Source organism: Streptomyces sp. SUK 48, assembly GCF_009650765.1.
Lineage (GTDB): Bacteria > Actinomycetota > Actinomycetes > Streptomycetales > Streptomycetaceae > Streptomyces.
This window is the reverse complement of the sequence record NZ_CP045740.1, coordinates 6853288-6876667: the sequence shown is the minus strand read 5'-3', so window position 1 is coordinate 6876667 and position 23380 is coordinate 6853288. Positions and strand designations below refer to the sequence as shown.

The window sequence follows — 23380 nt, the reverse complement described above, 5'->3', positions numbered from 1 at the left end:
TTGTCCACAGGCTCCCGGCCGTGCTTTATCCACAGGCCCCGGCATTGCTTTGCCCATCCTTTACCCTGGAGGGAGCACTCGGTCCTCTGTGAAAGGTAGTGAGCGTCCCTCCATGGGCGAGCCCCCCGGCCCGCGACACCGCGCGCCCCGCCGTTCCCCGTCCGATCATGGGACGGGGGTGACCCGATGACCGAAGTGCTGCTCCTTCTGGTGGCGATCCTGCTGTCTCTCGCCTGCGGCGCGTTCGTGGCCGCGGAGTTCTCGCTGACCACGGTCGAGCGCGGCGAGCTGGAGCGGGCCGCGCAGCGCGGCGAGCGGGGCGCCGCGGGCGCCCTGAAGGCCGTACGGAACCTGACCTTCCAGCTGTCCGGCGCCCAGCTCGGCATCACCGTCACCAACCTGGTCGTCGGCATGCTCGCCGAGCCCTCGATCGCCAAGCTGCTCGCCGGTCCGTTCCGCGCCCTGGGACTGTCGGGCGGCGCCGCGCAATCGGCGGCGCTGGTCCTCGGCACCGCGCTGTCCACGGTGTTCCTGATGGTCGTCGGCGAGCTGGTGCCCAAGAACTGGGCGATCTCCTCGCCGCTGGCCGTCGCCAAGCGGGTGGGCACCCCGCAGCGCTGGTTCAGCGCCGCGTTCCGGCCCTTCATCGCCCAGCTGAACAACACGGCCAACCATGTCGTACGCCGGCTCGGTCTCGAACCCGCCGAGGAGCTGGCCTCGGCGCGCGGGCCGCAGGAGCTGGCCGCGCTCGCCCGGCACTCCGCGAAACAGGGCGCCCTGGAGCCGGACACCGCCGAGCTGTTCGTGCGCACGCTGAATCTGGCCGATCTGACCGCGGAGAACGTGATGACCCCGCGCGTCCAGGTCATCGCCCTGGACGAGCAGGCGACCTGCGAGGACGTGGCGAACGCGACCAGGGCGACGGGCCTGTCCCGCTTCCCGGTCTTCCGCGGCAACCTCGACTCGGTCGTCGGCACCGTGCACATCAAGGACGTCCTCGCGGTGCCCGCCGAGCACCGCCGCCACCGCCGCATCTCGCATCTGCTGCGGGAGCCGCTGCTGGTGCCCGAGTCCCTCACCGTCGACCGGCTCCTCGACCGGCTCTCCGGCCGCCGCACCATGGCCGTCGTCATCGACGAGTACGGCGGCACGGCGGGCGTCGCGACCCTGGAGGACATCGTCGAGGAGGTCGTCGGCGAGGTCCGCGACGAGCACGACCCGCACGAGACGCCCGACCTCGCCCCGGCCGGCGCGGACGAGAGCGGCCGGGCCCTGTACTCGGCCGACGGCGCCGCCCGCACCGACCAGCTCGCGCGCGTCGGACTGCGGGTGCCCGACGGGCCGTACGAGACCCTGGCGGGTCTGGTCGCCACCGAGCTGGGCCGGATACCCGAGGTGGGCGACCGGGTCGAGATCGCGGGCTGGCGCCTCGACGTGGTGGACGCCGCCGGGCGGCGCGCCGCCCGGGTGCTGCTGCACGCGCCGCTGGACGACGAGCGCGGGGACAGGACGACGGAGGGGGCGCGATGATCGCCGTACAGCTGCTGATCGGTCTGGCCACCCTCGTGGTCAACGCGTTCTTCGTGGCCGGTGAGTTCGCGCTGATCTCGGTGCGCCGCTCGCAGATCGAGCCGCTCGCGCAGGAGGGCGACCGGCGGGCCAGGAGCGTGCTGTGGGGCCTGGAGCACGTCTCCGCGCTGCTGGCCACCGCCCAGCTCGGCATCACGCTGTGCACACTGGTCCTCGGTGTGGTCGCCGAGCCGGCGATCGCGCATCTGCTGGAACCGGTGTTCCACGCGGTGGGCGTGCCGCTGAGCGTGGGCCATGTGGTGTCGTTCGTGATCGCGCTGACCCTGGCGACCTATCTGCACATGCTGCTGGGCGAGATGGTGCCCAAGAACATCTCGCTCGCGGAGCCGGTGCGCTCGGCGCTGCTGCTCGGACCGCCGCTGGTCGCGCTGTCCCGGACGCTGCGCCCGGTGATCTTCACGGTGAACGCGTTCGCCAACACGCTGCTGAAGCTGCTCCGGGTGGAGGCCAAGGGGGAGGTGGCGGCGACCTTCACCGACGCGCAGCTCGCCGAGATCGTCAAGGACGCGAGCGAGGCGGGCCTGATCGACGACCGGGCGCAGGAGCGGCTGCACGACGCCCTGGAACTGGGCAGCCGCCCGGTGCGGGACGTCGTGGTACCGCTGGAGCGGGTGGTGTACGCGCAGGTGGGCGTCACCCCGGAGCAGCTGGAGCGGCTGTCGGCCGACTCGGGCTTCTCCCGGTTCCCGGTGGTCGACCCGGGCCGCCGCATTGTCGGGTATCTGCACGTCAAGGACGCGCTGGACGCCCTGCCCCAGAACCTGCCGTTCGAGCTGCGGGACATGCGGCCCATCGCCCGGGTGAAGGCGGACACCCCGCTGGACGACGTGCTCACCGCGATGCGGGGCAGCCGCAACCACGTGGCGGCCGTCCTCGGCGAGGACGGCCGCCTCGCCGGCCTCGTGACCATGGAGGACGTGCTGCGGGAGCTGTTCGGGCAACCGGCCTGAGCACGCGGCCCTCCCTGCGTTCTCCCGCGGGTCTGCCAGGTTGTCCGCCAGGTTTTACCTACCGACCGACCGCTGGGTATGGAGCCGGGATACCATCGCTCTCGCCATGCAGACGAATCCCACTCCTCCCCCGTACACCAGCCTGGTCGCGGTCGGCGACTCCTTCACCGAGGGCATGTCGGACCTGCTGCCCGACGGCTCCTACCGGGGCTGGGCGGACGTCCTTGCCGCGCGGATGGCGGCGAGCGCCCCCGGCTTCCGGTACGCCAATCTCGCCGTGCGCGGCAAGCTGATCGGGCAGATCGTCGACGAGCAGGTGGAGACGGCCGCCGCCATGAAAGCCGACGTGGTGACCCTGGTCGGCGGGCTCAACGACACCCTGCGGCCCAAGTGCGACATGGGCCGGGTGCGCGGGCTGCTCACCGAGGCCGTGGAGCGGCTCGCCCCCTCCTGCGAGCGGCTGGTGCTGATGCGCAGCCCCGGCCGCCAGGGCCCGGTCCTGGAACGGTTCCGGCCGCGCATGGAGGAGCTGTTCGCCACCGTGGACGAGCTGGCCGCGCGGCACGGCGCCCTCGTCGTCGACCTGTACGGCGCCCCCGCGCTCGCCGACCCCCGGCTGTGGGACGTGGACCGGCTGCATCTGACGGCCGACGGGCACCGCCGGGTGGCCGAGGCGGTCTGGCAGACGCTCGGCTACCCGCCCGAGGACACCGAGTGGCAGGTGCCGATGCCGGCCACCGCGCCCCCGGCCTGGCTCGCCCGGCGAACGGCGGACGTCCGCTTCGCCCGGCAGCATCTGCTGCCCTGGATAGCCAGACGCCTGACCGGCCGCTCCTCCGGCGACGGCCTGCCGGCCAAGCGCCCGGAACTGCTCCCGTACGTACACTCCGAGGCGCGAGAGGCGTACGAGGGCCGGGCGTAAGGGGCGCGGTGCTCGGGATGGCGGTCGCTGAGCTTCGTGAGCGAGTGAGATACCCGTGCCTGGGTAACCGCCTCAGCCCCGGCCAGCGGAGGCAAGGGCCGCCCGCCCTCGCCATCCCTGGGAAGCGACGAGGGCGGGCGTCCCGGGGACGTGCTGTCAGCCCTTCGACAGGATGATGAACCCTCGCGCAGGCTTTGGTTCGGGGTCACGCGATGTCGGCCGCTGTGCGGCCTTCCACGCCGCGACGAGCTTCGCGTATCGCGGATCGATCCACTCGGATTCCATGTGGCCTCCCTTCACGGAGCGAGGTTACGGCCACTCGGGCTTCGGCATGGGTTTGATCGTGCACTCCGGGGCGTGCTGGCACTTCGCCGCGACCGAGACGAGGGTCTCGTCGGAAGGCGGTCCCCACAGTTCCGGGTCTGCCACCCACCCGAGAGCGGTGATCTTTTCGCGGGTGCGGTCGACGATCTCACGGTCGTACAGGGTGGGGTCATAGCCCGGATAGTGGTGGACGAAGGCGCCGCCGAGCCGGTCGCACAGTTCGGCGTACATGGCAATGTGGAGCAGCAGGGCGTGCCAGCCCTCGTCCACGATCCGGAGTGCCACCGGCTGTACTCGGCAGGTCTCGTTCCCGGCCTGCTCCAGACCGAGGGCTACGCGCTCGCCGTCCTCGGGATCGCCGCAGACGTTCACGGCCTTCCGGCCGGCGACAGCGCCGAGGCCGCCCGTGCACGCATCGCCCGTTCCCGTATCGTCCACGAGCAGGGGCATCGCTTCATCGTCGTCATCGAGGAGCCGGCCCTGTACTACCGGATCGCGGACACGGACGCGATGGCCGCACAACTCGGCTACCTTCTCACCGCTGGTGCGCTGCCGGCGGTATCCCTCGGCATCGTCCCGATGACGGCTCAGCGAACGCACTGGCCCGAAGAGACCTTTCATGTCTACGACGACCGCTTCGTGTCGAGCCGCTCGAACGCGTCCAGGTACTGGGAGATCTCACCGGGCTGTGTCACGTTCACCTCGGCGGACACCAACTCGACCCGTCTCACATTCGTCTCACGGACAGATACGTGATGACCCACGCAAGGGCCCGCTGACCTGTAGTTTCCTACGGTCCCTGGACGGTACGGACCCTGTATGGACGGACTGTAAACTCTGGACACGTGACTTCAGCGCCCGTCAAGCCCCGCATTCCGAACGTCCTCGCCGGACGCTACGCCTCCGCCGAGCTCGCCACGCTCTGGTCGCCCGAGCAGAAGGTGAAACTGGAGCGGCAGCTCTGGCTCGCCGTGCTGCGGGCCCAGAAGGATCTCGGCATCGAGGTGCCGGACGAGGCGATCGCCGACTACGAGCGTGTCCTCGACACCGTCGACCTGGCCTCGATCGCCGAGCGCGAGAAGGTCACCCGGCACGATGTGAAGGCGCGGATCGAGGAGTTCAACGCCCTCGCCGGGCACGAGCACGTGCACAAGGGCATGACCTCCCGCGACCTCACGGAGAACGTCGAGCAGCTCCAGATCCGGCTCTCCCTTGAGCTGATGCGCGACCGCAGCGTGTCCGTCCTCGCCCGCCTGGGCAAGCTGGCCGGCGAGTACGCCGAGCTGGTCATGGCCGGCCGCTCGCACAACGTGGCCGCGCAGGCCACCACCCTCGGCAAGCGCTTCGCGACCGCCGCCGACGAGCTGCTCGTGGCCTATGGCCGCGTGGAGGAGCTGCTCGCCCGCTACCCGCTGCGCGGCATCAAGGGCCCGGTGGGCACCGCGCAGGACATGCTGGACCTGCTGGGCGGCGACGCGGCCAAGCTCGCCGAGCTGGAGCAGCGGATCGCCTCCCACCTGGGTTTCTCCGAGGCGTTCACCTCGGTCGGCCAGGTCTACCCGCGCTCGCTGGACTACGAGGCCGTCACCGCGCTGGTGCAGCTGGCGGCGGCGCCGTCCTCGCTGGCCAGGACGATCCGGCTGATGGCCGGCAACGAGCTGGTCACCGAGGGCTTCAAGCCCGGCCAGGTCGGCTCCTCGGCGATGCCGCACAAGATGAACACCCGCTCCTGCGAGCGCGTCAACGGCCTGATGGTGATCCTGCGCGGCTACGCCTCGATGACCGGCGAGCTGGCGGGCGACCAGTGGAACGAGGGCGACGTGTCCTGCTCCGTGGTGCGCCGCGTCGCGCTCCCGGACGCGTTCTTCGCGCTGGACGGCCTGCTGGAGACCTTCCTGACCGTGCTGGACGAGTTCGGCGCGTTCCCGGCGGTCATCGCCCGTGAGCTGGACCGCTACCTGCCGTTCCTCGCCACCACCAAGGTGCTGATGGGCGCGGTGCGCGCCGGGGTCGGCCGCGAGGTCGCGCACGAGGCGATCAAGGAGAACGCCGTCGCCACCGCCCTCGCCATGCGCGAGCAGGGTGCCGAGCGCAACGATCTGCTGGACAAGCTCGCCGCCGACGAGCGGCTGCCGCTGGGCCGTGACCAGCTGGCCGCGCTGATGGCCGACAAGCTGTCCTTCACGGGCGCCGCGGCCGCCCAGGTCGGCGTGGTCGTCGGCCGGATCGAGGAGATCGTCAAGCAGCGCCCCGAGGCCGCCGGCTACACCCCCGGAGCGATCCTCTGACTCCGCGTCCGACGAAGGCGGACCTGGAGGCCGCCCGCGACCGTCTCGTCCCGGACGTGGTCGCGGGCGGCCTCCGGGTCCTTTTCTGCGGCATCAACCCGGGCCTGATGACGGCGGCCACCGGCCACCACTTCGCCCGCCCGGGCAACCGGTTCTGGCCGGTGCTGCACCTGTCCGGCTTCACCCCGCGCCTGCTGAAACCGGCCGAGCAGGGGGACCTGCTGTCGTACGGCCTCGGCATCACCAACGTCGTGGCCCGGGCCACCGCCCGGGCGGACGAGCTGACCGCCGAGGAGTACACCGAGGGCGGCCGGCTGCTGACCGAGAAGGTAGGGCACCTCGCGCCGCGCTGGCTCGCCGTGGTCGGTGTGACCGCCTACCGCGCCGCCTTCGCCGACCGCACCGCCCGGATCGGTCCGCAGGAGCGGGCCATCGGGAACACCCGGATCTGGGTCCTCCCCAACCCCAGCGGCCTGAACGCCCATTGGACGGCGGCGACGATGGCGGAGGAGTACGGGCGGCTGCGGCTGGCCGCCGAGGAGTAGCTCAGGCGTCCCTGCGGCTGACCGACCAGGCGCCCGCCAGGAGAGCGGCCGCCGTCCACAGGGCGCACACCCCGAGACCGGTCCAGGGGCCGAGGGGGCCGTCCCAGGTGCTGTGCAGGGCGACCTGGCCCGCGCGGTCGGGGAGGAAGTCGGCGATGCCCGCGGACATGTCGCCGATCACGAAGGACACGATCAGCAGGAACGGGATCAGGATCGAGAGGGTCGCGACACCGCTGCGCAGCACGGCGGTGAGGCCCGCGGCGAACAGGGCCATCAGGGTGAGCTGGAGGCCGCAGCCGAGGGCGCCGCGCAGCCCCTGTGCCCAGGCCGGGCCGTCGGCGCCGAGGACGGCCCGCCCGACCAGGAGCGTCACCGCTCCCGTGAGCAGCCCGGCGGCGAGCGCGGGCAGGGCGATCGCGGCGGCCTTGGCGGCGAACCAGCGCGGCCGGTCCGGGCTGGCCGCCAGCGTCAGCCGCAGCGCCCCGCCGCGGAACTCCGCCGCCACGGCCGTCGTACCGAAGGCGATGGCGGCGATCTGCCCGAAGCCGATGCCGAAGAACGCCGAGAACAGCGGGTCGGGGTCGTGCTCGTCGGGGGAGGCCGAGGCGAGCGCGGAGAAGGCGGCCGTGACGAGGACGACCGCGGCCAGCGAGCCGACGAGCGAGCGCAGGGTGCGGATCTTGATCAGCTCGGCGCGCAGCACCGGGACGAACGGCATGGTCAGACCTCCTGGGGCTGGGCGGCGAACTCGGCTTCGGCGGCGGTCAGATCGAGGTACGCCTGCTCCAAGGTGCCTTCGCAGGCGGCGAGTTCGAGGACGGGCACGCCCTCCTGGGCGAGCAGACGCCCGAGTTCCTCGGCGCTGGTGTGCCGTACCGTCCAGGCGCCGTCCGCGTGCCGCGCGGCGGTGTGGCCGTGCCGGGCGAGCAGTTCGCCGAGCGCGCCGGCGTCGGTGCTGCGGACCCTGACCTCGGGCTGGACGCGGGCGTCGATGAACTCCCGCACGGGGTGTCGGCGAGGAGGCGGCCGCGGCCGAGGATCACCAGGTGGTCGGCGAAGGACGCGGTCTCGTTCATCAGATGGCTGGAGACCAGGACGGTGCGGCCGTCGGCGGCGAGGCCGCGCAGCAGAGCGCGGATCCAGACGATGCCCTCCGGGTCCAGGCCGTTGGCGGGCTCGTCCAGCAGGATCACCCCGGGGTCGCCGAGCAGGGCCGCGGCGATGCCGAGCCGCTGGCGCATGCCGAGCGAGTAGGTGCCCACCCGGCGCCGGGCCACCTCGGCGAGACCGGTCTGTTCGAGGACCGCGTCGACGCGGGCGCCGGGGATGCGGTTGCTCGCCGCGAGGGCCCGCAGATGGTCGCGGGCGGTGCGGGAGCGGTGCGCGGCCCCGGCGTCCAGCAGGGCGCCCACCCGGCGCAGCGGCTCGCGCAGCGCGGCGTACGCCCGGCCGCCGATGGTGGCGGTGCCCGAGGTGGGGCGGTCGAGGCCGAGGACGAGGCGCATGGTGGTGGACTTGCCCGCGCCGTTGGGGCCGAGGAATCCCGTGACACGGCCGGGGCGGACGCTGAAGCCCAGACCGTCCACGGCCCGCCGGGCGCCGTACTCCTTGGTGAGGTCGCGTACGTCGATGCTGGTCATGGCTCCAGCCTGGCGGGGCACGGGAGTCGGCGCCTCCCCCGCCGGTGGAGATCGTCTCCCCCGCGCGGGGGAGGTCCGTTGTCAGTGGTGGGTGCGACGATGTGCGCATGGTCCGCCTCCCGCGCCCGTTGCTGCGCGGGACGACGTACACACGGCTGCTGCATCTGTGGGTGCCGATGCTGATGGAGAGTCTGTGGCTCTTCATCGACCCCGAGCGTCCCTGGGTGCCCGCCCTGGTGCTCGTCCCGCTCGGACTGCTGCCCGCCGTCCGCCGGGGCGAGGGCGTGCAGGCGCGGTTGATGCTGACGCCCGATGGGCCGGATCCCGGCATATCCGAGGCCCCGGCGGCGAGTTGGCGGGACCGGCTGCGCACGGTGGGCTGGCTGGAGCTGCGCTGGGTGCTGGGCTGGGTGACCTGCTCCATCACGGTGTGGTCGCTCGTCGCCGCGGTCGAGCTGGCGCGCTGCGCGTGGGGGCACGCGCCGTCCGGGATGCTGCTGGACCGGCTGCCGCCGGCACGCGCCTGGGCCCTGCTGTCGCCCCTCCCGCTGCTCGTCCTGTACGGCGCGCTCGTCGGCCTGGGCGCGCTGGTCACGGGGTGCGCGCGGCGGCTGCTCGGGTCGTCGGCCGCCGAGCGGCTGGCCGCGCTGGAGGAGCGCACCGAGCGGCTGCTCGAACGGAACCGCATCGCACGGGAGTTGCACGACTCCATCGGACACGCGCTGACGGTCGCGGTGGTGCAGGCGGGGGCGGCGCGCGCGGCGGGCGATCCGGAGTTCACCGGCCGGGCGCTCGGCGCGATCGAGGAGACCGGCCGGGCCGCGCTCGCGGATCTGGAGCGGGTGCTGGGGGTACTGCGCGAGGCCGAGCGGCCGGCGAGCGCCCGGCCCACGCTGGCCGAGGCGGACCGGCTGCTGGAGTCGGCGCGGGCCTCAGGGGCGACGGTGGACGCCGAGGTGTCGGGGCCGGTCGCGGCGGTGCCGGGGCCGGTGTCCCGCGAGGGCTACCGCATCCTCCAGGAGTCGCTGACCAATGTGCTGCGGCACGCGGGCGCCGTGCCCGTGCGGGTCCGGGTCGCGGTCACCGACGACCGGCTGCTGCTGCGGGTGCGCAACGCGCTGCCGGAGCCGATACCCGGCCCCGGCCGGGGCAGCGGGCTGCGAGGCATACGCGAGCGCGCCGCTCTGCTCGGCGGCACCGCGCACACCGGCCCGGAGCTAGACGACTGGCTGGTCCGGGTCGAACTGCCGCTGGGCTGAGGGCCGTCGGGGGGTGCTCCGGAGGAGAGGACTTAGGCTGGCCGGATGCCGGTCACCGTACTCCTCGTCGACGACGAACCGCTGGTCCGCGCGGGGCTGCGGGCCGTGCTCGGGGCGCAGCCCGACATCGAGGTGGTGGGCGAGGCGGCCGACGGCGCGGCGGTGATCCCGATGGTGCGGCGGCTGCTGCCGGATGTCGTCGCCATGGATGTGCGGATGCCGCTGCTGGACGGCATCGAGGCCACTCGCGCGGTGCTGCGCACGGTCCCCGACCCGCCGAAGATCCTCGTGGTGACCACCTTCGAGGACGACGCGTACGTGTACGAGGCGCTGCGCGCGGGCGCCGACGGGTTTCTGCTGAAGCGGGCCCGGCCCGCCGAGATCGTGCACGCGGTACGGCTGGTCGCCGAGGGCGAGTCGCTGCTCTTTCCGGCCTCGGTACGCCGGCTCGCCGCACGGTACGGCGACGGCGCCGGGCGGCCCGTGCGGGCCGCTCTGGAGCGGGCGCGGCTGACCGAGCGGGAGGCGGAGGTGCTGCGGCTGATGGCGCGCGGGCTGTCCAACGCGGAGATCGCCGCCGCTCTCGTGGTGGGCGCACAGACGGTCAAGTCGCATGTGAGCGCCGTACTGGCCAAGCTCGGCGCGCGCGACCGGACGCAGGCGGTGATCGCGGCGTACGAGTCGGGGTTCGTGGAGCCGCGCTGAGCCGGCTGCCGCGCTCCGGCCGGGCCCGGCGCTCGCCGGGGCGGTGCGGGACGAGTACGATCCGGCCAACACGCCCGCGAGCTGGGAGGACGGACGGTGGGCCAGCTGACCGGCGGCGATCCCTCGCTGCTGCGAAGGATCAATTCCGCGGTGGTGCTGCACGCGCTGCGGGCCACGGACTGTGCGACGCTCACCGAGATCGCCCGGGTCACCGGGCTGTCCCGGCCCACGGTCGAGGGCGTGGTGGAGGGCCTGATCGAGGCGGGGCTCGTGGTGGAGCGGGCCGCCGACGAGGGGATCGCGCGTCGCCAGGGGCGCCCGGCCCGCCGGTACCGGTTCCGGGCCGAGGCGGGGCATCTGCTGGGTCTGGAGATCGGCCCGCACCGGGTGGCGGCGCTGCTCTCCGACCTGGACGGGCGGGTGCTGGGCCGGCAGGCCAAGGAGGTCACGGAGAAGGCGCCGGCGGACGAGCGTCTGGACCGGCTGCGGGGCACGGTCGCCGAGCTGCTGCGGCGCTGCGGGGTGCCCCGGGACTCGCTGCGCGCGGTGGGCGTGGGCACGCCCGGCATCGTGGCGGCCGATGGCACGGTCCGGCTGAGCACGGCGCTGCCGCAGTGGACGGGGCTGAACCTCGGTGAGCGGCTGAGCCGTTCCTTCAAGTGTCCGGTGCTGGTGGAGAACGACGCCAACGCGGCGGCGGTCGCCGAGCACTGGAAGGGCGCGGCGGACGAGACCGACGACGTGGTGTTCGTGCTGGCCGGGCTGAGTCCCGGGGCGGGCGCGCTGATCGGCGGCCGGCTGCACCGGGGCTTCGGCGGGGCGGCCGGGGAGATCGGGGCGCTGCATCTGCTGGGCCGTGAGGTCACCCCGGAGACGCTGCTGTCCACCACCGACGAGCCGTTGCACCCGCTGGACGAGCAGGCGGTGGCCCAGGTGTTCGCGCTGGCCCGGGAGGGCGATCTGCGGGCGCGGGCGGCCGTGGAGCGGTTCATCCAGCGGCTGGTGCACGATGTGGCCGCGCTGGTGCTGGCCCTCGATCCCGAGCTGGTCGTGGTCGGCGGCTGGGCCGCCGGACTGGACGGTGTCCTGGAACCGCTGCGCCGCGAACTGGCCCGCTACTGCCTGCGGCCGCCCCGGGTGGCGCTGTCCGCGCTGGGCGAGGCGGCCGTGGCCACCGGGGCGCTGCGGCTGGCCCTGGACCATGTGGAGGAGCAGTTGTTCGCGGTGGACGGCACGGTGACGGCGCGCCGCTGACGGGAACCGTACGGCCCCCTCCCCCGGAGCCGCCCTGCCTCCTCCCGGACCCGCTACGGTGCCGCGACGCCCGCCTCGGCCAGCAGCCGGTCCGCCACGAGGCGGGCGCCGGCGTCGCCGACGAGGATCGTGTAGTGGTTGGTGCCGGGGACGCGGCGGGTGCGGATCCGCTCGGGGTCGAGCTGCGCGGCGGCGAGGCGGTCCTCGTCGTACAGGCCCTGCGGTTCGTCCATCAGGCCGCGTTCCGCCCAGAGCAGTCGGGCGGGCAGCGGCAGCCGGTGGATCGCCCCGGCCACCTCGCCGCCGAGCTGGTCGATGCCGTCGACGCGGACCGCATCGAGCGCGCAGGAGGAGCGCAACTCGGGTTCCGTGCCGACGAGATCGCGCTGGATGTAGGCGTCCACCCAGGGCGACCAGGCGGCGGCGAAGCCCGGGTGCCGCCGCCAGAAGGCCCGGTAGGCGTCCCGGTCCTCGAAGGTCATGGACAGACGGGCCAGGGCCGGGCCGAGTACGGCGGCGATCAGCTCGTCGGGCTCCAGTCCGGTCGGCACGGGGAAGGCCACGCCGCCGTCGACGAGCAGCAGGGCGGAGGGCAGAGCGGGGTGGCGTACGGCGGTCAGCGCGGCGGTGAAGGCGCCCATGGAGTGGCCGGTGAGGACCACGGGGCCGGGGGCCAGCCGCGCGGCCACGGCGGCCATGTCGTCGGCGTGCGCGGCGATGCCGTACGGACCGGGCAGACCGGCGCTGCGGGCCCGGCCGCGCAGGTCGGGGGCGAGCAGGGTGACGCGGCCTGCCAGATGGTGGGCGACCCGGGCCCAGGACAGGCCGTTGGCGGTGATGCCGTGCAGGGCCAGCACCACGGGGGCGCCGGGGTCGGCGGCGGGCCAGCGCAGGACGGCCAGCTCGCCGCCGTGCACAGGGACACGCAGTTCCTCGTACGCCGGTGCCGGTGCCGTGGGCTGGATACGGCTCATGGCGGAATGGCCTCCTCGCGGTGCGGGACTGGCGAAATCATAGGAGCGGCACGCGGCCGGCGACATGGTGCCGGACACCGCTCCCTCGCACCGGTGCGTGGTGTCTGCCGCCGCTCTCCCGCGCCAGTACGTAGTCCCGGTCGCCGCTCCCCCGCGCCCGTGCAACCGGCGGGCGCCCCGGCGGAGTTCAGGGGCGCACGGACGGGCCGCGGGGGCCGTCGGAGGAGCCGAGGGGGCCGCCCCGTGGCTCAGGAGGCGCGCTGGGCTGGGTCGTGGTGGATCTCCACGCCCGCGCTGTCGCCGAAGGTCAGCCGGCAGGTGTCGGCGCGGTAGGTCGCCACCGAGAGGGCGGCGGTGCGGCCCCGCGCGGTGAAGCGGGTGGTGACGACCAGGACGGGCGAGCCGGGGAGCCGGTCCAGGTCCCGGGCGTCGTCGGCGCGGGCCGAGCCCAGTTCGACGGCGCGGTCCTGGCCCTCCAGGTCCAGATGGTGCAGCTCCCGCAGCACCGCACGCGCGCGGGCCGCGCCGGAGGGCGCGTCGATCGCGGTGAGGCCGGGCACCGAGGCGGCCGGGATGTGCAACAGCTCGGTGGCGACCAGCTGGCCGCCCGACATCCGGGAGCGGCGCACGGTGTGCACGGGCTCGTCCGCGCCGGTCTCCAGGGCCGCGGCGACGGCCGCGGCCGGGATCTCATGGACGCAGTCGACAGCCTGCCAGGCGTCCCCGGCGGCGCCGGGCCAGGCGTGCTGCTCGCCGCCGACGGCCACGCCCACGCGCGGCGGCGCGACGGTGGTGCCGACACCCCGGCGGCGCTGCAACCGGCCCTCCAGCTCCAGCTGTTCGAGGGCCTGGCGGAGCGTCGCGCGGGCCACGCCGAAGCGGGCGGCCAGATCGCGCTCATTGGGCAGGATCTCGCCGACCGAGAACTCGGAGTCGAGCGCCTCGCTGAGCACGGTCCTGAGATGCCAGTACTTCGGTTCCTGCACCGAATCCAGCTGCGTGGTCCCCACCCTGTCCTCCGCAAGAGCCGTGGTGCGGCGGTTTTTAGCGCCCTTGTTTATTAAAGGTTGTTGCACTTCTCTGCCGACCATAGGGCGGCCGACACCCTTGGTCAAGACCAATCCTCGTTCCCCGGGCGAACGCGGAGGAGGGCCGCAGCGGAGCGTTCACGAGGCGTTCGTACGTGGTGATCCGGGTGACATCACGGCAAAGCCCCCGTCGCGGGACGGGGGCCGGATTCCGCATGCGGTTCAGTGGGCGGCCAGGTGGCGCAGCTTTTCGGGGTTGCGCTGGATGTAGACCGAGGTCACGCGGCCCTCCGTGGCGTCCAGTTGGAAGAGGCTGTCGGGTTTGCCGCCGGACAGGACCAGAACGGCCGGGCCGCCGTTGACCTCCAGCAGCCGCAGCACGGCGTCGGACCCCACGGCGGGGGCGACGGCGGCCAGGAAGCGGGCCACCTTGTCGGCGCTGCGCATGATCCGCAGGGCCGCCTTGACCTTGCCGCCACCGTCGGAGACCAGCCGCACGTCCGGGGCGAGCACCGCCATCAGCCCGTCCAGATCGCCCCCGGACGCGGCGCGCAGGAAACGCTCCGTCAGTTCGCGGCGCCGGCCGGGGTCGACGTCGTAGCGCGGCCGACGCTCCTCCACATGCCGGCGGGCCCGTCCGGCGAGCTGCCGTACCGCCGGTTCGCCGCGGTCGAGCAGGGCGGCGATCTCGGCGAACGGGAAGCCGAACGCCTCCCGCAGCACGAACACGGCGCGCTCCAGGGGCGACAGCGATTCCAGGACGACCAGGACGGCCAGGGAGACGGTGTCGGCGAGGACGGCGCGGTCGGCGGCGTCGGGGGCGGTGTCGCCGTACTCGGTGACGTACGGCTCCGGCAGCCACGGTCCGACGTACGACTCGGCGCGCGACTGTGCCTGGCGCAGCCGGTCGATGGCCAGTCGGGTGGTGATCCGCACCAGATAGGCGCGGGGTTCGCGGACCTCCGCGCGGTCGGCGCGGGACCAGCGCAGCCAGGCGTCCTGGACCACGTCCTCGGCGTCGGCGACGCGGCCGAGCATGCGGTAGGCGACGCCGGTGAGCAGGGTCCGGTGCTCCTCGAAGACGTCGGTCGCGGGGTCGGCGGTCATGCTCTCATCCCATCCGACCCGCCCCGGCGCTGTCCACCCGGAATCTGGCCGCTCGCGAACGTGCCGGATCACTGCGCTCGCGCCGCCCGGGGCGGCTGGTGGAGGTGGGGCACGAAGGCGAGCCCTCGCCGCGCACCGGCCGCATCCCGGGGCTACCCGTCGGTAGTAATTGCTGACAAGCTGTCTACGGCATCCGTCCTGTCTACGGCGTCCGTGACCAGTCGATCAGCAGTCGAGCCGAGGAGCACCCATGTCCGCCACCGCCTCCTTCACCGTCCCGGCCCCGCGCGGCCCCGAGGACGTGACCGTGTCCTACGCGCGCGTGGGCCGCGGCGAGCCGCTGGTCCTGCTGCACGGCATCGGGCACCACCGGCAGGCGTGGGACCCGGTGGTGGACATCCTCGCCACCGAGCGCGAGGTGATCGCGGTCGACCTGCCCGGCTTCGGCGCGTCCCCGGCACTGCCGCCCGGCCTCGCCTACGACCTGCCCACGACCAACGCCGTACTGGCCGCCCTGTTCGAGGCGCTGGAGCTGGACCGCCCGCACATCGCGGGCAACTCGCTGGGCGGCCTGCTCGCGCTGGAACTGGGCCGCGAGAAACTCGTACGGTCCGTCACCGCCCTGTCCCCCGCCGGGTTCTGGACGGAGGCCGAGCGGCGGTACGCCTTCGCGACACTGCTCACGATGCGGGGGATCGCCCAGCGGCTGCCGGTGCCCCTGGTGGAGCGGCTCAGCCGCACCGCGGCGGGCCGCACGGCGCTGATGAGCACGATCTACGCCCGCCCCGCCCGCCGGGACCCCGCGGCCGTGGTGGCCGAGACCCGGGCGTTGGTGGAGGCGACGGGCTTCACGGCGACCCTGCGGTCCGGCAACACGGTCCGCTTCACCGACCCGCTGCCCGGGGTGCCGGTCACGGTCGCCTGGGGCAGCAGGGACCGCCTCCTGCTGCGCCGCCAGGGCGTCCGCGCCAAGCGGACCATCCCGCACGCCCGCCTGATCCGCCTGCCCGGCTGCGGACACTGCCCGATGAGCGACGATCCGGCCCTGGTGGCGCGGGTGATCCTCGACGGCAGCCGGGAGGACGCACCGAGGGCGGACTAGGCCGAGAACGAGCCCGCGCCGCCCGGCACATGCGTTCCGTACCCGGGCTGGACCACCAGTGAGGGGCCGAGGCAGAACGGGTTGCCGTAGATCCGCACCGGCTGGTCCGAGAGGTTCGACAGGACATGGGCGAGCGCGGGCAGCCGCCGGCAGCCCGCCGGGTCGTGGTACACGTCCAGCGGCTGCGCCTCGGTGGAGAAGACCACGACGTCTCCCGACGAGGCCGCCTGCGCGGGGGCCGTCAGACCCAGCACCGCACCGGCCGCGACCAGGGCCACCAGAACCGCTTTCGCTCGCACGATCATCCTCACCGCCGACGCTCCCGCTCCGCTCGCGGGCTCGCCCCACAGCTATCGCGCGGGCGCCGCGCCGATCCATCCGTTCCCGCCCGGTTCACCCGATCGGCTCACGCACGTTCACCGGCCCGGGAGCCCCGCGGCGGAGCGTCAAGTCCCGCGCGGATACGGGCGGTACGACGGCGCCGCGCCGTGCGCCCGGCCGCGCCGGCCCGGCCGGGGTGGCCGGAGTGGGCCGGTGATCGACGGTTCCCCGGCCGGTTCCCGTACTCTTCGAGCCATGTCGCGCGCCGGCGTCATCCCCCGGCGCGCGGCACCCGCAACTCGCCTGCGGTGAGCGGGACTTACCGTCGCTCCGGGCCTGGCCCCGGACCCTCTTCGATCAGCGACCGGGCACGGGCGATCGTCAAGGATGGAACAAATGGGGCGGAGCATGCTTTACCTGTCGGTCACAAACAGTTCGTGATCAGGCAACACGCTTCCTTCACAGTGGCTGTATGACTCCGGATATGTCTGATGTGACCCGCGCCCGGGACGGCCGGCCCGTGCACCACTGGCGGCGGGACCTCGTGGAACTGGCCGCGCTCTTCACCGCCGTCGCCGTCGCCGACGGGGTGGCGAACCTGATCGGGCACGGCCCCGACGGCCCGGCCCTGCTGATGATCTCGGCGCTCGCGCTGGCCGCGACGGCGGGCTTCCACACCTGGTGGGCGCGGCGCCACGGCCATGCACCGCCCCCGCCCCCGGCCGGTGATACCGGCGCCCGGCAGGCCGCCCCCGCGCGGTCGGCCGGGCCCGGCGACGGCGCCGACGGGGCGAGCGGGACCAGCACGCTGTGGCGGATGCGGACGACGGTGAGGGACGCGCCCGGTTCGCTGGCCGCGCTGTGCACGGCGCTGGCCGGGCACCGGGTGGACATCCTGAGCCTGCAGACGCATCCGCTGGCCGACGGCACCGTGGACGAGTTCCTGCTGCGGGCGCCCGGGGCGCTGAGTTCGGCGGAGCTGACCCGGGCGGTCGCGGCGGCCGGGGGCACGTCCACGTACATCGAGCGGGCCGACGCCCACGATCTGGTCGACGCCCCGACGCGGGTGCTGGGCCTGGCCACCCGTACGGCACTGGACGCGGCGGAACTGCCGCTGGCGCTGCGGCAGTTGCTCGGCCGGTGCACGATCCGCTCGCTGCCCGGCCGGGGCCGTGACCGGGAATCGGTCCCGGCGGAAGGGGTGTTGGAGGAGACGGTCATGCGGCTGCGGGCGCCGGAGGGCGGCGTGCTGAGCGTGGAGCGGCCGTATCTGCCGTTCACGCCCACCGAGTTCGCGCGGGCGCGGGCGCTGGTGGAGCTGGACGCCCGGCTCGGCCCGCGCATCCCGGACGGCCAGGACCTGCTGACGCTGCCCGAGGGCGACGACATCGCCGTACGGCGGATCGACACCGGTGAGCTGGCGGCGGCGAAGGCGATGCACGAGCGCTGCTCGGCCCGCACGCTGACGCTGCGCTACCACGGTCCCGTCGGCGACGCCGACCGCTACCTCCACCACCTCCTGAGCCCCCGCTTCGGGCGGACGCTCGCCGCGCAGACGTCCTCCGGGCGGATCGTCGGTCTCGGGCATCTGCTGTGGGACGGCGACGAGACGGAGATCGCGCTGCTGATCGAGGACGACTGGCAGCGGCGGGGCGTCGGCGCGGAGCTGCTGCGGCGGCTGGTGGGGATGGCCCGGGAGGCCCGCTGCGACAGCGTGTACGCGGTGACGCAGGCGTCCAACACCGGGATGGTCGCGGCGATGCGGGGCCTCGGGCTGCCGCTAGACTACCAGGTGGAGGAGGGCACGCTGGTGATCACCGCGCGGCTGACCGCGGAGCCCTCGCCGCGCCCGGCGTACGGCACGGCCCACCGGGACTGACACCGGCACGGCCCGACGTGACCACCGGCGGGGCCCGGCGGGACCACCGGCACGGCCCGACGCGACCACCAGCACGGCCCGGCAGGACCACCGGCACGGCCCGACGCGACCACCAGCACGGCCCGGCAGGACCACCGGCACGGACCGGCGGATCGTGCCTCTCCCTGCCCTTCCGGGGCACCGGGAGCGGCGCGATCCGCCCGCCGGTCCGTCAGCCCGCCGCCTCCGCCGCCCCGACCGGCACCCGGGCCGGCTCGCCGAGAGCCTGGTCCAGGTCGGCCCAGAGGTCGTCCACGTCCTCCAGCCCCACCGAGAGCCGCAGCAGCTTGTCGCCGACCCCCGCGCCCCGGCGGTCGTCGGCGTCCACGATGCGGTGGCTGATGGACGCGGGGTGCTGGATCAGGGTGTCCACGCTGCCCAGGCTCACCGCGGGGGTGACCAGCCGTACCCGGGAGATCAGCTCGTGCGGGTCTCCCTCCACCTCGAAGGCGATCATCGCGCCGCCGATGCGCGGGTAGTGGACGCGGGACACCCGGGGGTCCGAGGCGAGGCGGCGGACCAGTTCCGCGGCGCTCGCGGAGGCCGCCCGGACCCGGACCGGCAGGGTGGACAGACCGCGCAGCAGGAGGTAGCCGGCCAGCGGGTGCAGGACGCCGCCGGTGGCGAAGCGGATCTGGCGCAGCCGGCCGGCCAGCTCCTCGTCGCAGGCCACGACCCCGGCCAGGACGTCCCCGTGCCCGCCGAGGTACTTGGTCGCGCTGTGCAGCACCAGCCGCGCGCCCTGCTCGGCCGGGCGCTGGAGCACCGGGGTGGCGAAGGTGTTGTCGACCAGCAGCGGCACCGAACCGCAGGCGTGCGCGACGGCCCGCAGATCCAGCTCGGCGAGGGTCGGGTTGGCCGGGGACTCGACCATCACCAGGCCGGTGTCCGGGCGCAGCGCGTCGGTGACGCCGGCCGGGTCGGTCCAGGTGACCTCGGTGCCGAGCAGCCCGGCGGTGAGGAGGTGGTCGCTGCACCCGTAGAGCGGCCGTACCGCGACGACATGGCGCAGGCCCATGGCGGAGCGGGCCAGCAGGACCGCGCTGAGGGCGGCCATGCCGCTGGCGAACGCGACGGCGGACTCGGTGCCCTCCAGGCGGGCCAGCGCGGTCTCGAAGCGGGCGACGGTCGGGTTGCCGAGCCGGCCGTAGACGGGCGGCCCCACCGGGTCGGCGCCGTCGGTGGCGAAGGCGTCGATGCGCGCGGCCTCGCCCCGGCTGTCGTAGGAGGGGTAGGTCGTGGACAGGTCGATCGGCGGGGCGTGCAGTCCCTGGCGGGCGAGATCGTCGCGGCCGGCGTGCACGGCCTCGGTGGCGAGGGCTCTCGGTGCGGGGCGTACGTCGTCGTAGGCACCCGTGGTCGCTGTGTCCATGACGGGAAAGGGTGAACATCGAACGGGTTACCGGGGTTGAACCCCGTGCTATGTTCGGCCGATGTCCGATTCTGTCGTACTGGATCCGGTGGATCTCCAGCTGCTGCGGCTGTTGCAGAACGACGCCCGGATCACCTACCGCGATCTCGCCGCCCAGGTCGGGGTGGCGCCGTCCACCTGTCTCGACCGGGTGACCCGGCTGCGCCGCTGCGGCGTGATCCTCGGTCACCGGCTGCGACTGGATCCGGCCAAGCTCGGCCGCGGTCTGCAGGCGCTGCTCTCGGTGCAGGTCAGGCCGCACCGCAGGGAGCTGGTGGGGCCGTTCGTGGAGCGGGTGCGCGCGCTGCCGGAGGCCCGCTCGGTCTTCCATCTGACCGGTCCCGACGACTATCTGGTGCAGGTGGCCGTCGCGGACATGGCCGACCTCCAGCGGCTGGTCCTGGACGAGTTCACGGCGCACCGCGAAGTCGCCCGGGTGGAGACCCGGTTGATATTCCAGCAGTGGGAGTGCGGGCCGCTGCTGCCGCCCGGCCACGCCGACAGCTGAATCCCCGCCGGGCCGGGTGACGCGGAGATCCCTCCCGTACGAGGATGGGCGGCATGTCTGAGATCAACACCCCGCTGCCCCGCCAGGTCGCCGACGCGTACGTCGACGACCTGATCGCCCTTGACCCGGTGACCGGCACCTACCTCGGTGTGCGGGAGAGTTCGCGCACGCTGCCCGACTACTCGCCCGCGGGCCAGGAGGCGCTCGCGGAGCTGTCCCGGGCCACCCTCGCCCGACTGGCCGAGGCGGAGCGCGGGCCAGGCGCCGACAGCGACGCGGAGCGGCGCTGCGCACGGCTGCTGCGGGAGCGGCTGACCGCGGAACTCGCCGTGCACGACGCGCAGGAGCACCTGCGCGCCGTCGGCAACATGCACACGCCCGGCCACGCGGTGCGCGAGGTCTTCACCGTGATGCCGGCGGAGACCGAGGAGGACTGGGCGGCGATCGCGGAGCGGATGCGCGCCGTGCCGGGCGCGATCGCCGGCTACCGCGAGTCGCTCCAGCTGGGCCTGGACCGCGGGCTGTTCGCGGCGCCGCGGCCGACCGGGACCTTCGTCGGGCAGCTCGGCGAGTGGATCGACACGGACGGCAAGGGCCGCGGCTGGTTCGAGGAGTTCGCCGCCGCCGGGCCCGACGCGCTGCGCGCCGAGCTGGACACGGCGGCCGGCACCGCCACCGCCGCCCTGGCCGGGCTGCGCGACTGGCTGCGGGACGTGTACGCGCCGGCCATCGAGGGCGCCCCGGACGTGGTGGGCCGGGAGCGGTACGCGCGTCTCGCGCGCTACTTCAACGGCACCGACCTGGACCTGGACGAGGCGTACGCGTACGGCTGGTCCGAGTTCCACCGCATCCACGGCGAGATGAGGCGTGAGGCGGAGCAGATCCTGCCCGGCGCCGAGACCCCGTGGGCGGCGCTGGCGCACCTGGACGCGCACGGCCGGCACATCGCTGTGGACGAGGTCCGCGACTGGCTCCAGGGCCTGATGGACCGGGCGATCGCCGATCTGGACGGCACCCACTTCGAACTCGCCGAGCGGGTGCGGCGGGTGGAGTCGCGCATCGCCCCGCCCGGCGGCGCGGCGGCGCCGTACTACACCAGCCCCTCGGAGGACTTCTCCCGGCCCGGCCGCACCTGGCTGCCCACCATGGGCCAAGACAGTTTCCCGGTCTACGACCTGGTGTCGACCTGGTACCACGAGGGCGTGCCCGGCCATCACCTCCAGCTCGCGCAGTGGACGCACGTGGCCGAGAACCTCTCCCGCTACCAGGCGTCGGTGGGCATCGTCAGCGCCAACGCCGAGGGCTGGGCGCTGTACGCGGAGCGGCTGATGGACGAGCTGGGCTACCTCACCGACGCGGAGGAGCGCCTCGGCTACCTGGACGCGCAGATGATGCGGGCGGTCCGGGTGATCGTGGACATCGGCATGCACCTGGAGCTGGAGATCCCGGCGGACTCGCCGTTCCACCCGGGCGAGCGCTGGACGCCCGACCTGGCGCAGGAGTTCTGCCGGGCGCACAGCAGCCGCCCCGCGGACTACGTGGAGAGCGAGCTGACCCGCTACCTGACCATCCCCGGCCAGGCCATCGGCTACAAGCTCGGCGAGCGGGCCTGGCTGCTGGGCCGGGAGCGGGCCCAGCGGCGGCACGGTGCCTCGTTCGACCTGAAGTCCTGGCACATGGCGGCCCTCTCCCAGGGCTCGCTCGGCCTGGACGACCTGGTGGACGAGCTCGCCGCCCTCTGAGGACCCGGCTCACTCGATCGGCGTGCCCGGCGCGCGGGTCCCCCTGCTTCGCTCCCATGCTGGCGAACGGGGGACGACCGCCGTCCGGGCCGTCGCGCGCGCCAGCCGCGTGCGGCGCGCTCCGGACCCTGGCCACCGGAAGGGCGTCGATGAGGCTCGTCGTCGATCTCAACAAGTGTCAGGGGTACGCGCAGTGCGCGTTCCTCGCGCCGGACGTCTTCGCCATGCACGGCGAGGAGTCGCTGGTCTACGACCCGCAGCCGGACCACGAGCAGCGCGAGCGGCTGGCGCGGGCCGTGGCCGCCTGCCCGGTGCAGGCGATCACTGCCGACGGGGTGGACGGCCACGGGGCTCTCCGGGGCCCGGAGGCCCCCGATGGCCGCTGAGCATCTGGACCGGCTCCGCCGCGAGGGCCGGATCACGATCGTGGGCGCCTCGCTGGCCGGGCTGCGGGCGGCCGAGACGCTGCGCGCGGAGGGCTTCGCCGGGGAGCTGACGCTGATCGGCGACGAGCCGTACGAACCGTACGACCGCCCGCCGCTGTCCAAGTCGGTGCTGCTCGGCCGGGCGGACCCGCACCGCACCGAGCTGCCCCGGCGCCGGGAGACCGACGCCACGTGGCGGCTCGGCGTGACGGCCACCGGACTGGACCTGACGGCCGGGCGGGTACGGCTGTCCGACGGGGACGAGGTGGAGTACGACCGGCTGCTCATCGCCACCGGGGTGCGCGCCCGGCCCTGGCCGAAGGAGTCGGAGGCCCGGCTGGACGGCGTCTTCCTGCTGCGCACCCGGGACGACGCGGCCGGGCTGTACCAGCGGCTGCGCTCGGGGCCGCGCCGGGTGTTCGTGATCGGTGCCGGGTTCGCGGGCTGCGAGGTCGCCTCCGCCTGCCGGGAGCAGGGCATCCAGGTGACGGTGGCGGAACGGGCGGGCGCACCGCTGGTGGGCGCGCTCGGCGGGGTGGTCGGGGCGGTCGCCGCGGATCTGATGCGCGAGCACGGCGTGGATCTGCGCACCCGGGTGACGGTGACCGCGCTGGAGGGCGACGCGACCGGGCGGGTGCGGGCGGTCCATCTGTCCGACGAGAGCGTGGTCGAGGCGGACGTGGTGGTGGTCTCGCTGGGCTCGCAGCGCAACACCGAGTGGCTGGACGGCTCGGGGCTCGGCGCGGGGCCCCGGGGTATCGCCTGCGACGCGGGCTGCCGTGCCTTCGACTTCCGGGGCATCGTCACCGACGACGTGTTCGTGGCGGGCGATGTGGCACGCTCCCCGCACGCGCTGTTCGAGTACCAGTTCCTGTCGCTCGAACACTGGGGCAACGCGGTGGCGCAGGCGGAGACGGCCGCGCACAACATGATCTGCGACGGCGCCGACCGGCGCCCGCATCTGTGGATGCCGGCGTTCTGGTCCTCGCAGTTCGGGGTGAACATCAAGTCGGTCGGGGTGCCCCCGATGGGCGAGGAGCTGATGATCACCCAGGGTTCGACGGCGGAGCGCCGGTTCGTCGGGGTCTACGGCCACAAGGGCCGGGTGGTGGCCGCGGTGAGCTTCGACAACACGCGGTGGCTGGAGTTCTACCAGCGGGCCATCGAGCGGGGCGCGCCGTTCCCGCCGGAGTACCCGACCATGGACCGGCGCGCCGAGAACCGGCACCCGGTGCCGGCCGACTTCCCCGATCCGTCCCTGCCGACCCACGGCCCGATGGTGACCCTCAGCGGCTGGTCACCGGCCGACACCCAGCTCGTCTTCCACCCCGCCCGCCACTGACCGGTGCCCCGAGCGCCCCATTCGT

Annotated in this window: 22 protein-coding genes and 2 pseudogenes; 15 read left to right on the top strand and 9 right to left on the bottom strand. The window is 73.9% G+C overall.

Annotation, left to right across the window (positions count from 1 at the left end):
• The first annotated feature begins 186 nt into the window (after positions 1 to 186).
• From GHR20_RS30515 to GHR20_RS30505, 3 genes are all read left to right on the top strand, one after another.
• Positions 187 to 1530, top strand: coding sequence for a hemolysin family protein (locus GHR20_RS30515; RefSeq protein WP_111585415.1), 1344 nt, complete (start codon positions 187 to 189; stop codon positions 1528 to 1530).
• On the top strand, positions 1527 to 2540 hold the full coding sequence (locus tag GHR20_RS30510; RefSeq protein WP_153814978.1) for a hemolysin family protein: 1014 nt from the start codon (positions 1527 to 1529) through the stop codon (positions 2538 to 2540). The genes GHR20_RS30515 and GHR20_RS30510 overlap by 4 nt, the downstream gene beginning before the upstream one ends.
• Positions 2541 to 2646: 106 nt before the next feature.
• Entirely contained in the window at positions 2647 to 3462 is an 816-nt protein-coding gene (locus tag GHR20_RS30505) for an SGNH/GDSL hydrolase family protein (protein ID WP_148026840.1), read from the top strand.
• A gap of 156 nt (positions 3463 to 3618) precedes the next feature.
• Here GHR20_RS30505 and GHR20_RS38185 read toward each other — a convergent pair whose 3' ends face one another.
• Together GHR20_RS38185 and GHR20_RS30500 are read right to left on the bottom strand one after the other, a co-directional pair.
• Positions 3619 to 3747, bottom strand: a complete 129-nt coding sequence (locus tag GHR20_RS38185; protein ID WP_275549800.1) for a hypothetical protein — start codon at positions 3745 to 3747, stop codon at positions 3619 to 3621.
• Between the two features lie 24 nt (positions 3748 to 3771).
• Positions 3772 to 4056: a hypothetical protein gene (locus GHR20_RS30500; RefSeq protein WP_243878166.1), complete on the bottom strand. Its 285-nt coding sequence runs from the start codon at positions 4054 to 4056 to the stop codon at positions 3772 to 3774.
• Positions 4057 to 4071: 15 nt separating this feature from the next.
• Here GHR20_RS30500 and GHR20_RS30495 point away from each other — a divergent pair.
• From GHR20_RS30495 to mug, 3 genes and pseudogenes are all read left to right on the top strand, one after another.
• Positions 4072 to 4431, top strand: a pseudogene (locus GHR20_RS30495) (Scr1 family TA system antitoxin-like transcriptional regulator); the annotation flags it as partial.
• A gap of 200 nt (positions 4432 to 4631) precedes the next feature.
• On the top strand, positions 4632 to 6074 hold the full coding sequence (gene purB / locus GHR20_RS30490) for an adenylosuccinate lyase (protein WP_153814977.1): 1443 nt from the start codon (positions 4632 to 4634) through the stop codon (positions 6072 to 6074).
• Between the two features lie 56 nt (positions 6075 to 6130).
• Positions 6131 to 6619, top strand: coding sequence for a G/U mismatch-specific DNA glycosylase (gene mug, locus GHR20_RS30485; RefSeq protein ID WP_243878165.1), 489 nt, complete (start codon positions 6131 to 6133; stop codon positions 6617 to 6619).
• Position 6620: 1 nt separating this feature from the next.
• On the opposite strand, the gene GHR20_RS30480 is transcribed toward mug, so the two are convergent.
• Together GHR20_RS30480 and GHR20_RS30475 are read right to left on the bottom strand one after the other, a co-directional pair.
• Complete coding sequence (locus tag GHR20_RS30480) at positions 6621 to 7337, bottom strand: ABC transporter permease (RefSeq protein WP_153814975.1); 717 nt, start codon at positions 7335 to 7337, stop codon at positions 6621 to 6623.
• 2 nt (positions 7338 to 7339) lie between these two features.
• Positions 7340 to 8259 (bottom strand): annotated as a pseudogene (locus GHR20_RS30475) (ATP-binding cassette domain-containing protein).
• Between the two features lie 107 nt (positions 8260 to 8366).
• On the opposite strand from GHR20_RS30475, the gene GHR20_RS30470 reads away from it, so the two are divergent.
• From GHR20_RS30470 to GHR20_RS30460, 3 genes are all read left to right on the top strand, one after another.
• Positions 8367 to 9518: a histidine kinase gene (locus tag GHR20_RS30470; protein WP_153814973.1), complete on the top strand. Its 1152-nt coding sequence runs from the start codon at positions 8367 to 8369 to the stop codon at positions 9516 to 9518.
• Between the two features lie 45 nt (positions 9519 to 9563).
• On the top strand, positions 9564 to 10223 hold the full coding sequence (locus GHR20_RS30465; protein ID WP_153814972.1) for a response regulator transcription factor: 660 nt from the start codon (positions 9564 to 9566) through the stop codon (positions 10221 to 10223).
• A 96-nt stretch (positions 10224 to 10319) separates the two neighbouring features.
• Positions 10320 to 11477 carry an ROK family transcriptional regulator gene (locus GHR20_RS30460; protein WP_111585402.1) on the top strand — a complete coding sequence of 386 codons (1158 nt, stop codon included), beginning with the start codon at positions 10320 to 10322 and terminating at the stop codon, positions 11475 to 11477.
• Positions 11478 to 11530: 53 nt separating this feature from the next.
• On the opposite strand, the gene GHR20_RS30455 is transcribed toward GHR20_RS30460, so the two are convergent.
• The 3 genes from GHR20_RS30455 to GHR20_RS30445 form a co-directional block, all read right to left on the bottom strand.
• Positions 11531 to 12451: an alpha/beta fold hydrolase gene (locus GHR20_RS30455; RefSeq protein ID WP_153814971.1), complete on the bottom strand. Its 921-nt coding sequence runs from the start codon at positions 12449 to 12451 to the stop codon at positions 11531 to 11533.
• Positions 12452 to 12699: 248 nt separating this feature from the next.
• Positions 12700 to 13461, bottom strand: coding sequence for a GntR family transcriptional regulator (locus GHR20_RS30450; protein ID WP_153814970.1), 762 nt, complete (start codon positions 13459 to 13461; stop codon positions 12700 to 12702).
• 240 nt (positions 13462 to 13701) lie between these two features.
• Entirely contained in the window at positions 13702 to 14586 is an 885-nt protein-coding gene (locus GHR20_RS30445; RefSeq protein ID WP_148026845.1) for an RNA polymerase sigma-70 factor, read from the bottom strand.
• A gap of 250 nt (positions 14587 to 14836) precedes the next feature.
• Here GHR20_RS30445 and GHR20_RS30440 point away from each other — a divergent pair, with 250 nt between their 5' ends.
• Positions 14837 to 15688, top strand: a complete 852-nt coding sequence (locus tag GHR20_RS30440; protein WP_153814969.1) for an alpha/beta fold hydrolase — start codon at positions 14837 to 14839, stop codon at positions 15686 to 15688.
• On the opposite strand, the gene GHR20_RS30435 is transcribed toward GHR20_RS30440, so the two are convergent.
• The gene (locus GHR20_RS30435) at positions 15685 to 15993 is read right to left on the bottom strand and encodes a hypothetical protein (protein WP_111585397.1); all 309 of its coding nucleotides are present in this window, start codon (positions 15991 to 15993) and stop codon (positions 15685 to 15687) included. The genes GHR20_RS30440 and GHR20_RS30435 overlap by 4 nt on opposite strands.
• Before the next feature lie 500 nt (positions 15994 to 16493).
• Between GHR20_RS30435 and GHR20_RS30430 the strand changes: the two genes are divergently transcribed.
• A complete protein-coding gene (locus GHR20_RS30430) occupies positions 16494 to 17888 on the top strand; it encodes a GNAT family N-acetyltransferase (protein WP_243878164.1) in 1395 nt (464 codons plus the stop codon).
• Positions 17889 to 18099: 211 nt separating this feature from the next.
• Here the strand turns inward: GHR20_RS30430 and GHR20_RS30425 are convergent, their stop codons facing one another.
• Positions 18100 to 19299 (bottom strand): PLP-dependent transferase, encoded by a 1200-nt coding sequence (locus GHR20_RS30425; RefSeq protein ID WP_111585396.1) that lies wholly within the window; start codon positions 19297 to 19299, stop codon positions 18100 to 18102.
• 61 nt (positions 19300 to 19360) lie between these two features.
• Between GHR20_RS30425 and GHR20_RS30420 the strand changes: the two genes are divergently transcribed.
• The 4 genes from GHR20_RS30420 to GHR20_RS30405 all read left to right on the top strand — a co-directional run bounded on the left by GHR20_RS30420 (position 19361) and on the right by GHR20_RS30405 (position 23355).
• Positions 19361 to 19846, top strand: coding sequence for an Lrp/AsnC family transcriptional regulator (locus GHR20_RS30420; RefSeq protein ID WP_111585395.1), 486 nt, complete (start codon positions 19361 to 19363; stop codon positions 19844 to 19846).
• 53 nt (positions 19847 to 19899) lie between these two features.
• The gene (locus GHR20_RS30415; protein WP_153814968.1) at positions 19900 to 21588 is read left to right on the top strand and encodes a DUF885 domain-containing protein; all 1689 of its coding nucleotides are present in this window, start codon (positions 19900 to 19902) and stop codon (positions 21586 to 21588) included.
• A 149-nt stretch (positions 21589 to 21737) separates the two neighbouring features.
• A complete protein-coding gene (locus GHR20_RS30410) occupies positions 21738 to 21974 on the top strand; it encodes a ferredoxin (protein ID WP_111585394.1) in 237 nt (78 codons plus the stop codon).
• Positions 21964 to 23355 carry an FAD-dependent oxidoreductase gene (locus GHR20_RS30405; protein WP_153814967.1) on the top strand — a complete coding sequence of 464 codons (1392 nt, stop codon included), beginning with the start codon at positions 21964 to 21966 and terminating at the stop codon, positions 23353 to 23355. Before GHR20_RS30410 ends, GHR20_RS30405 begins: the two co-directional genes overlap by 11 nt.
• Positions 23356 to 23380 lie beyond the last annotated feature (25 nt).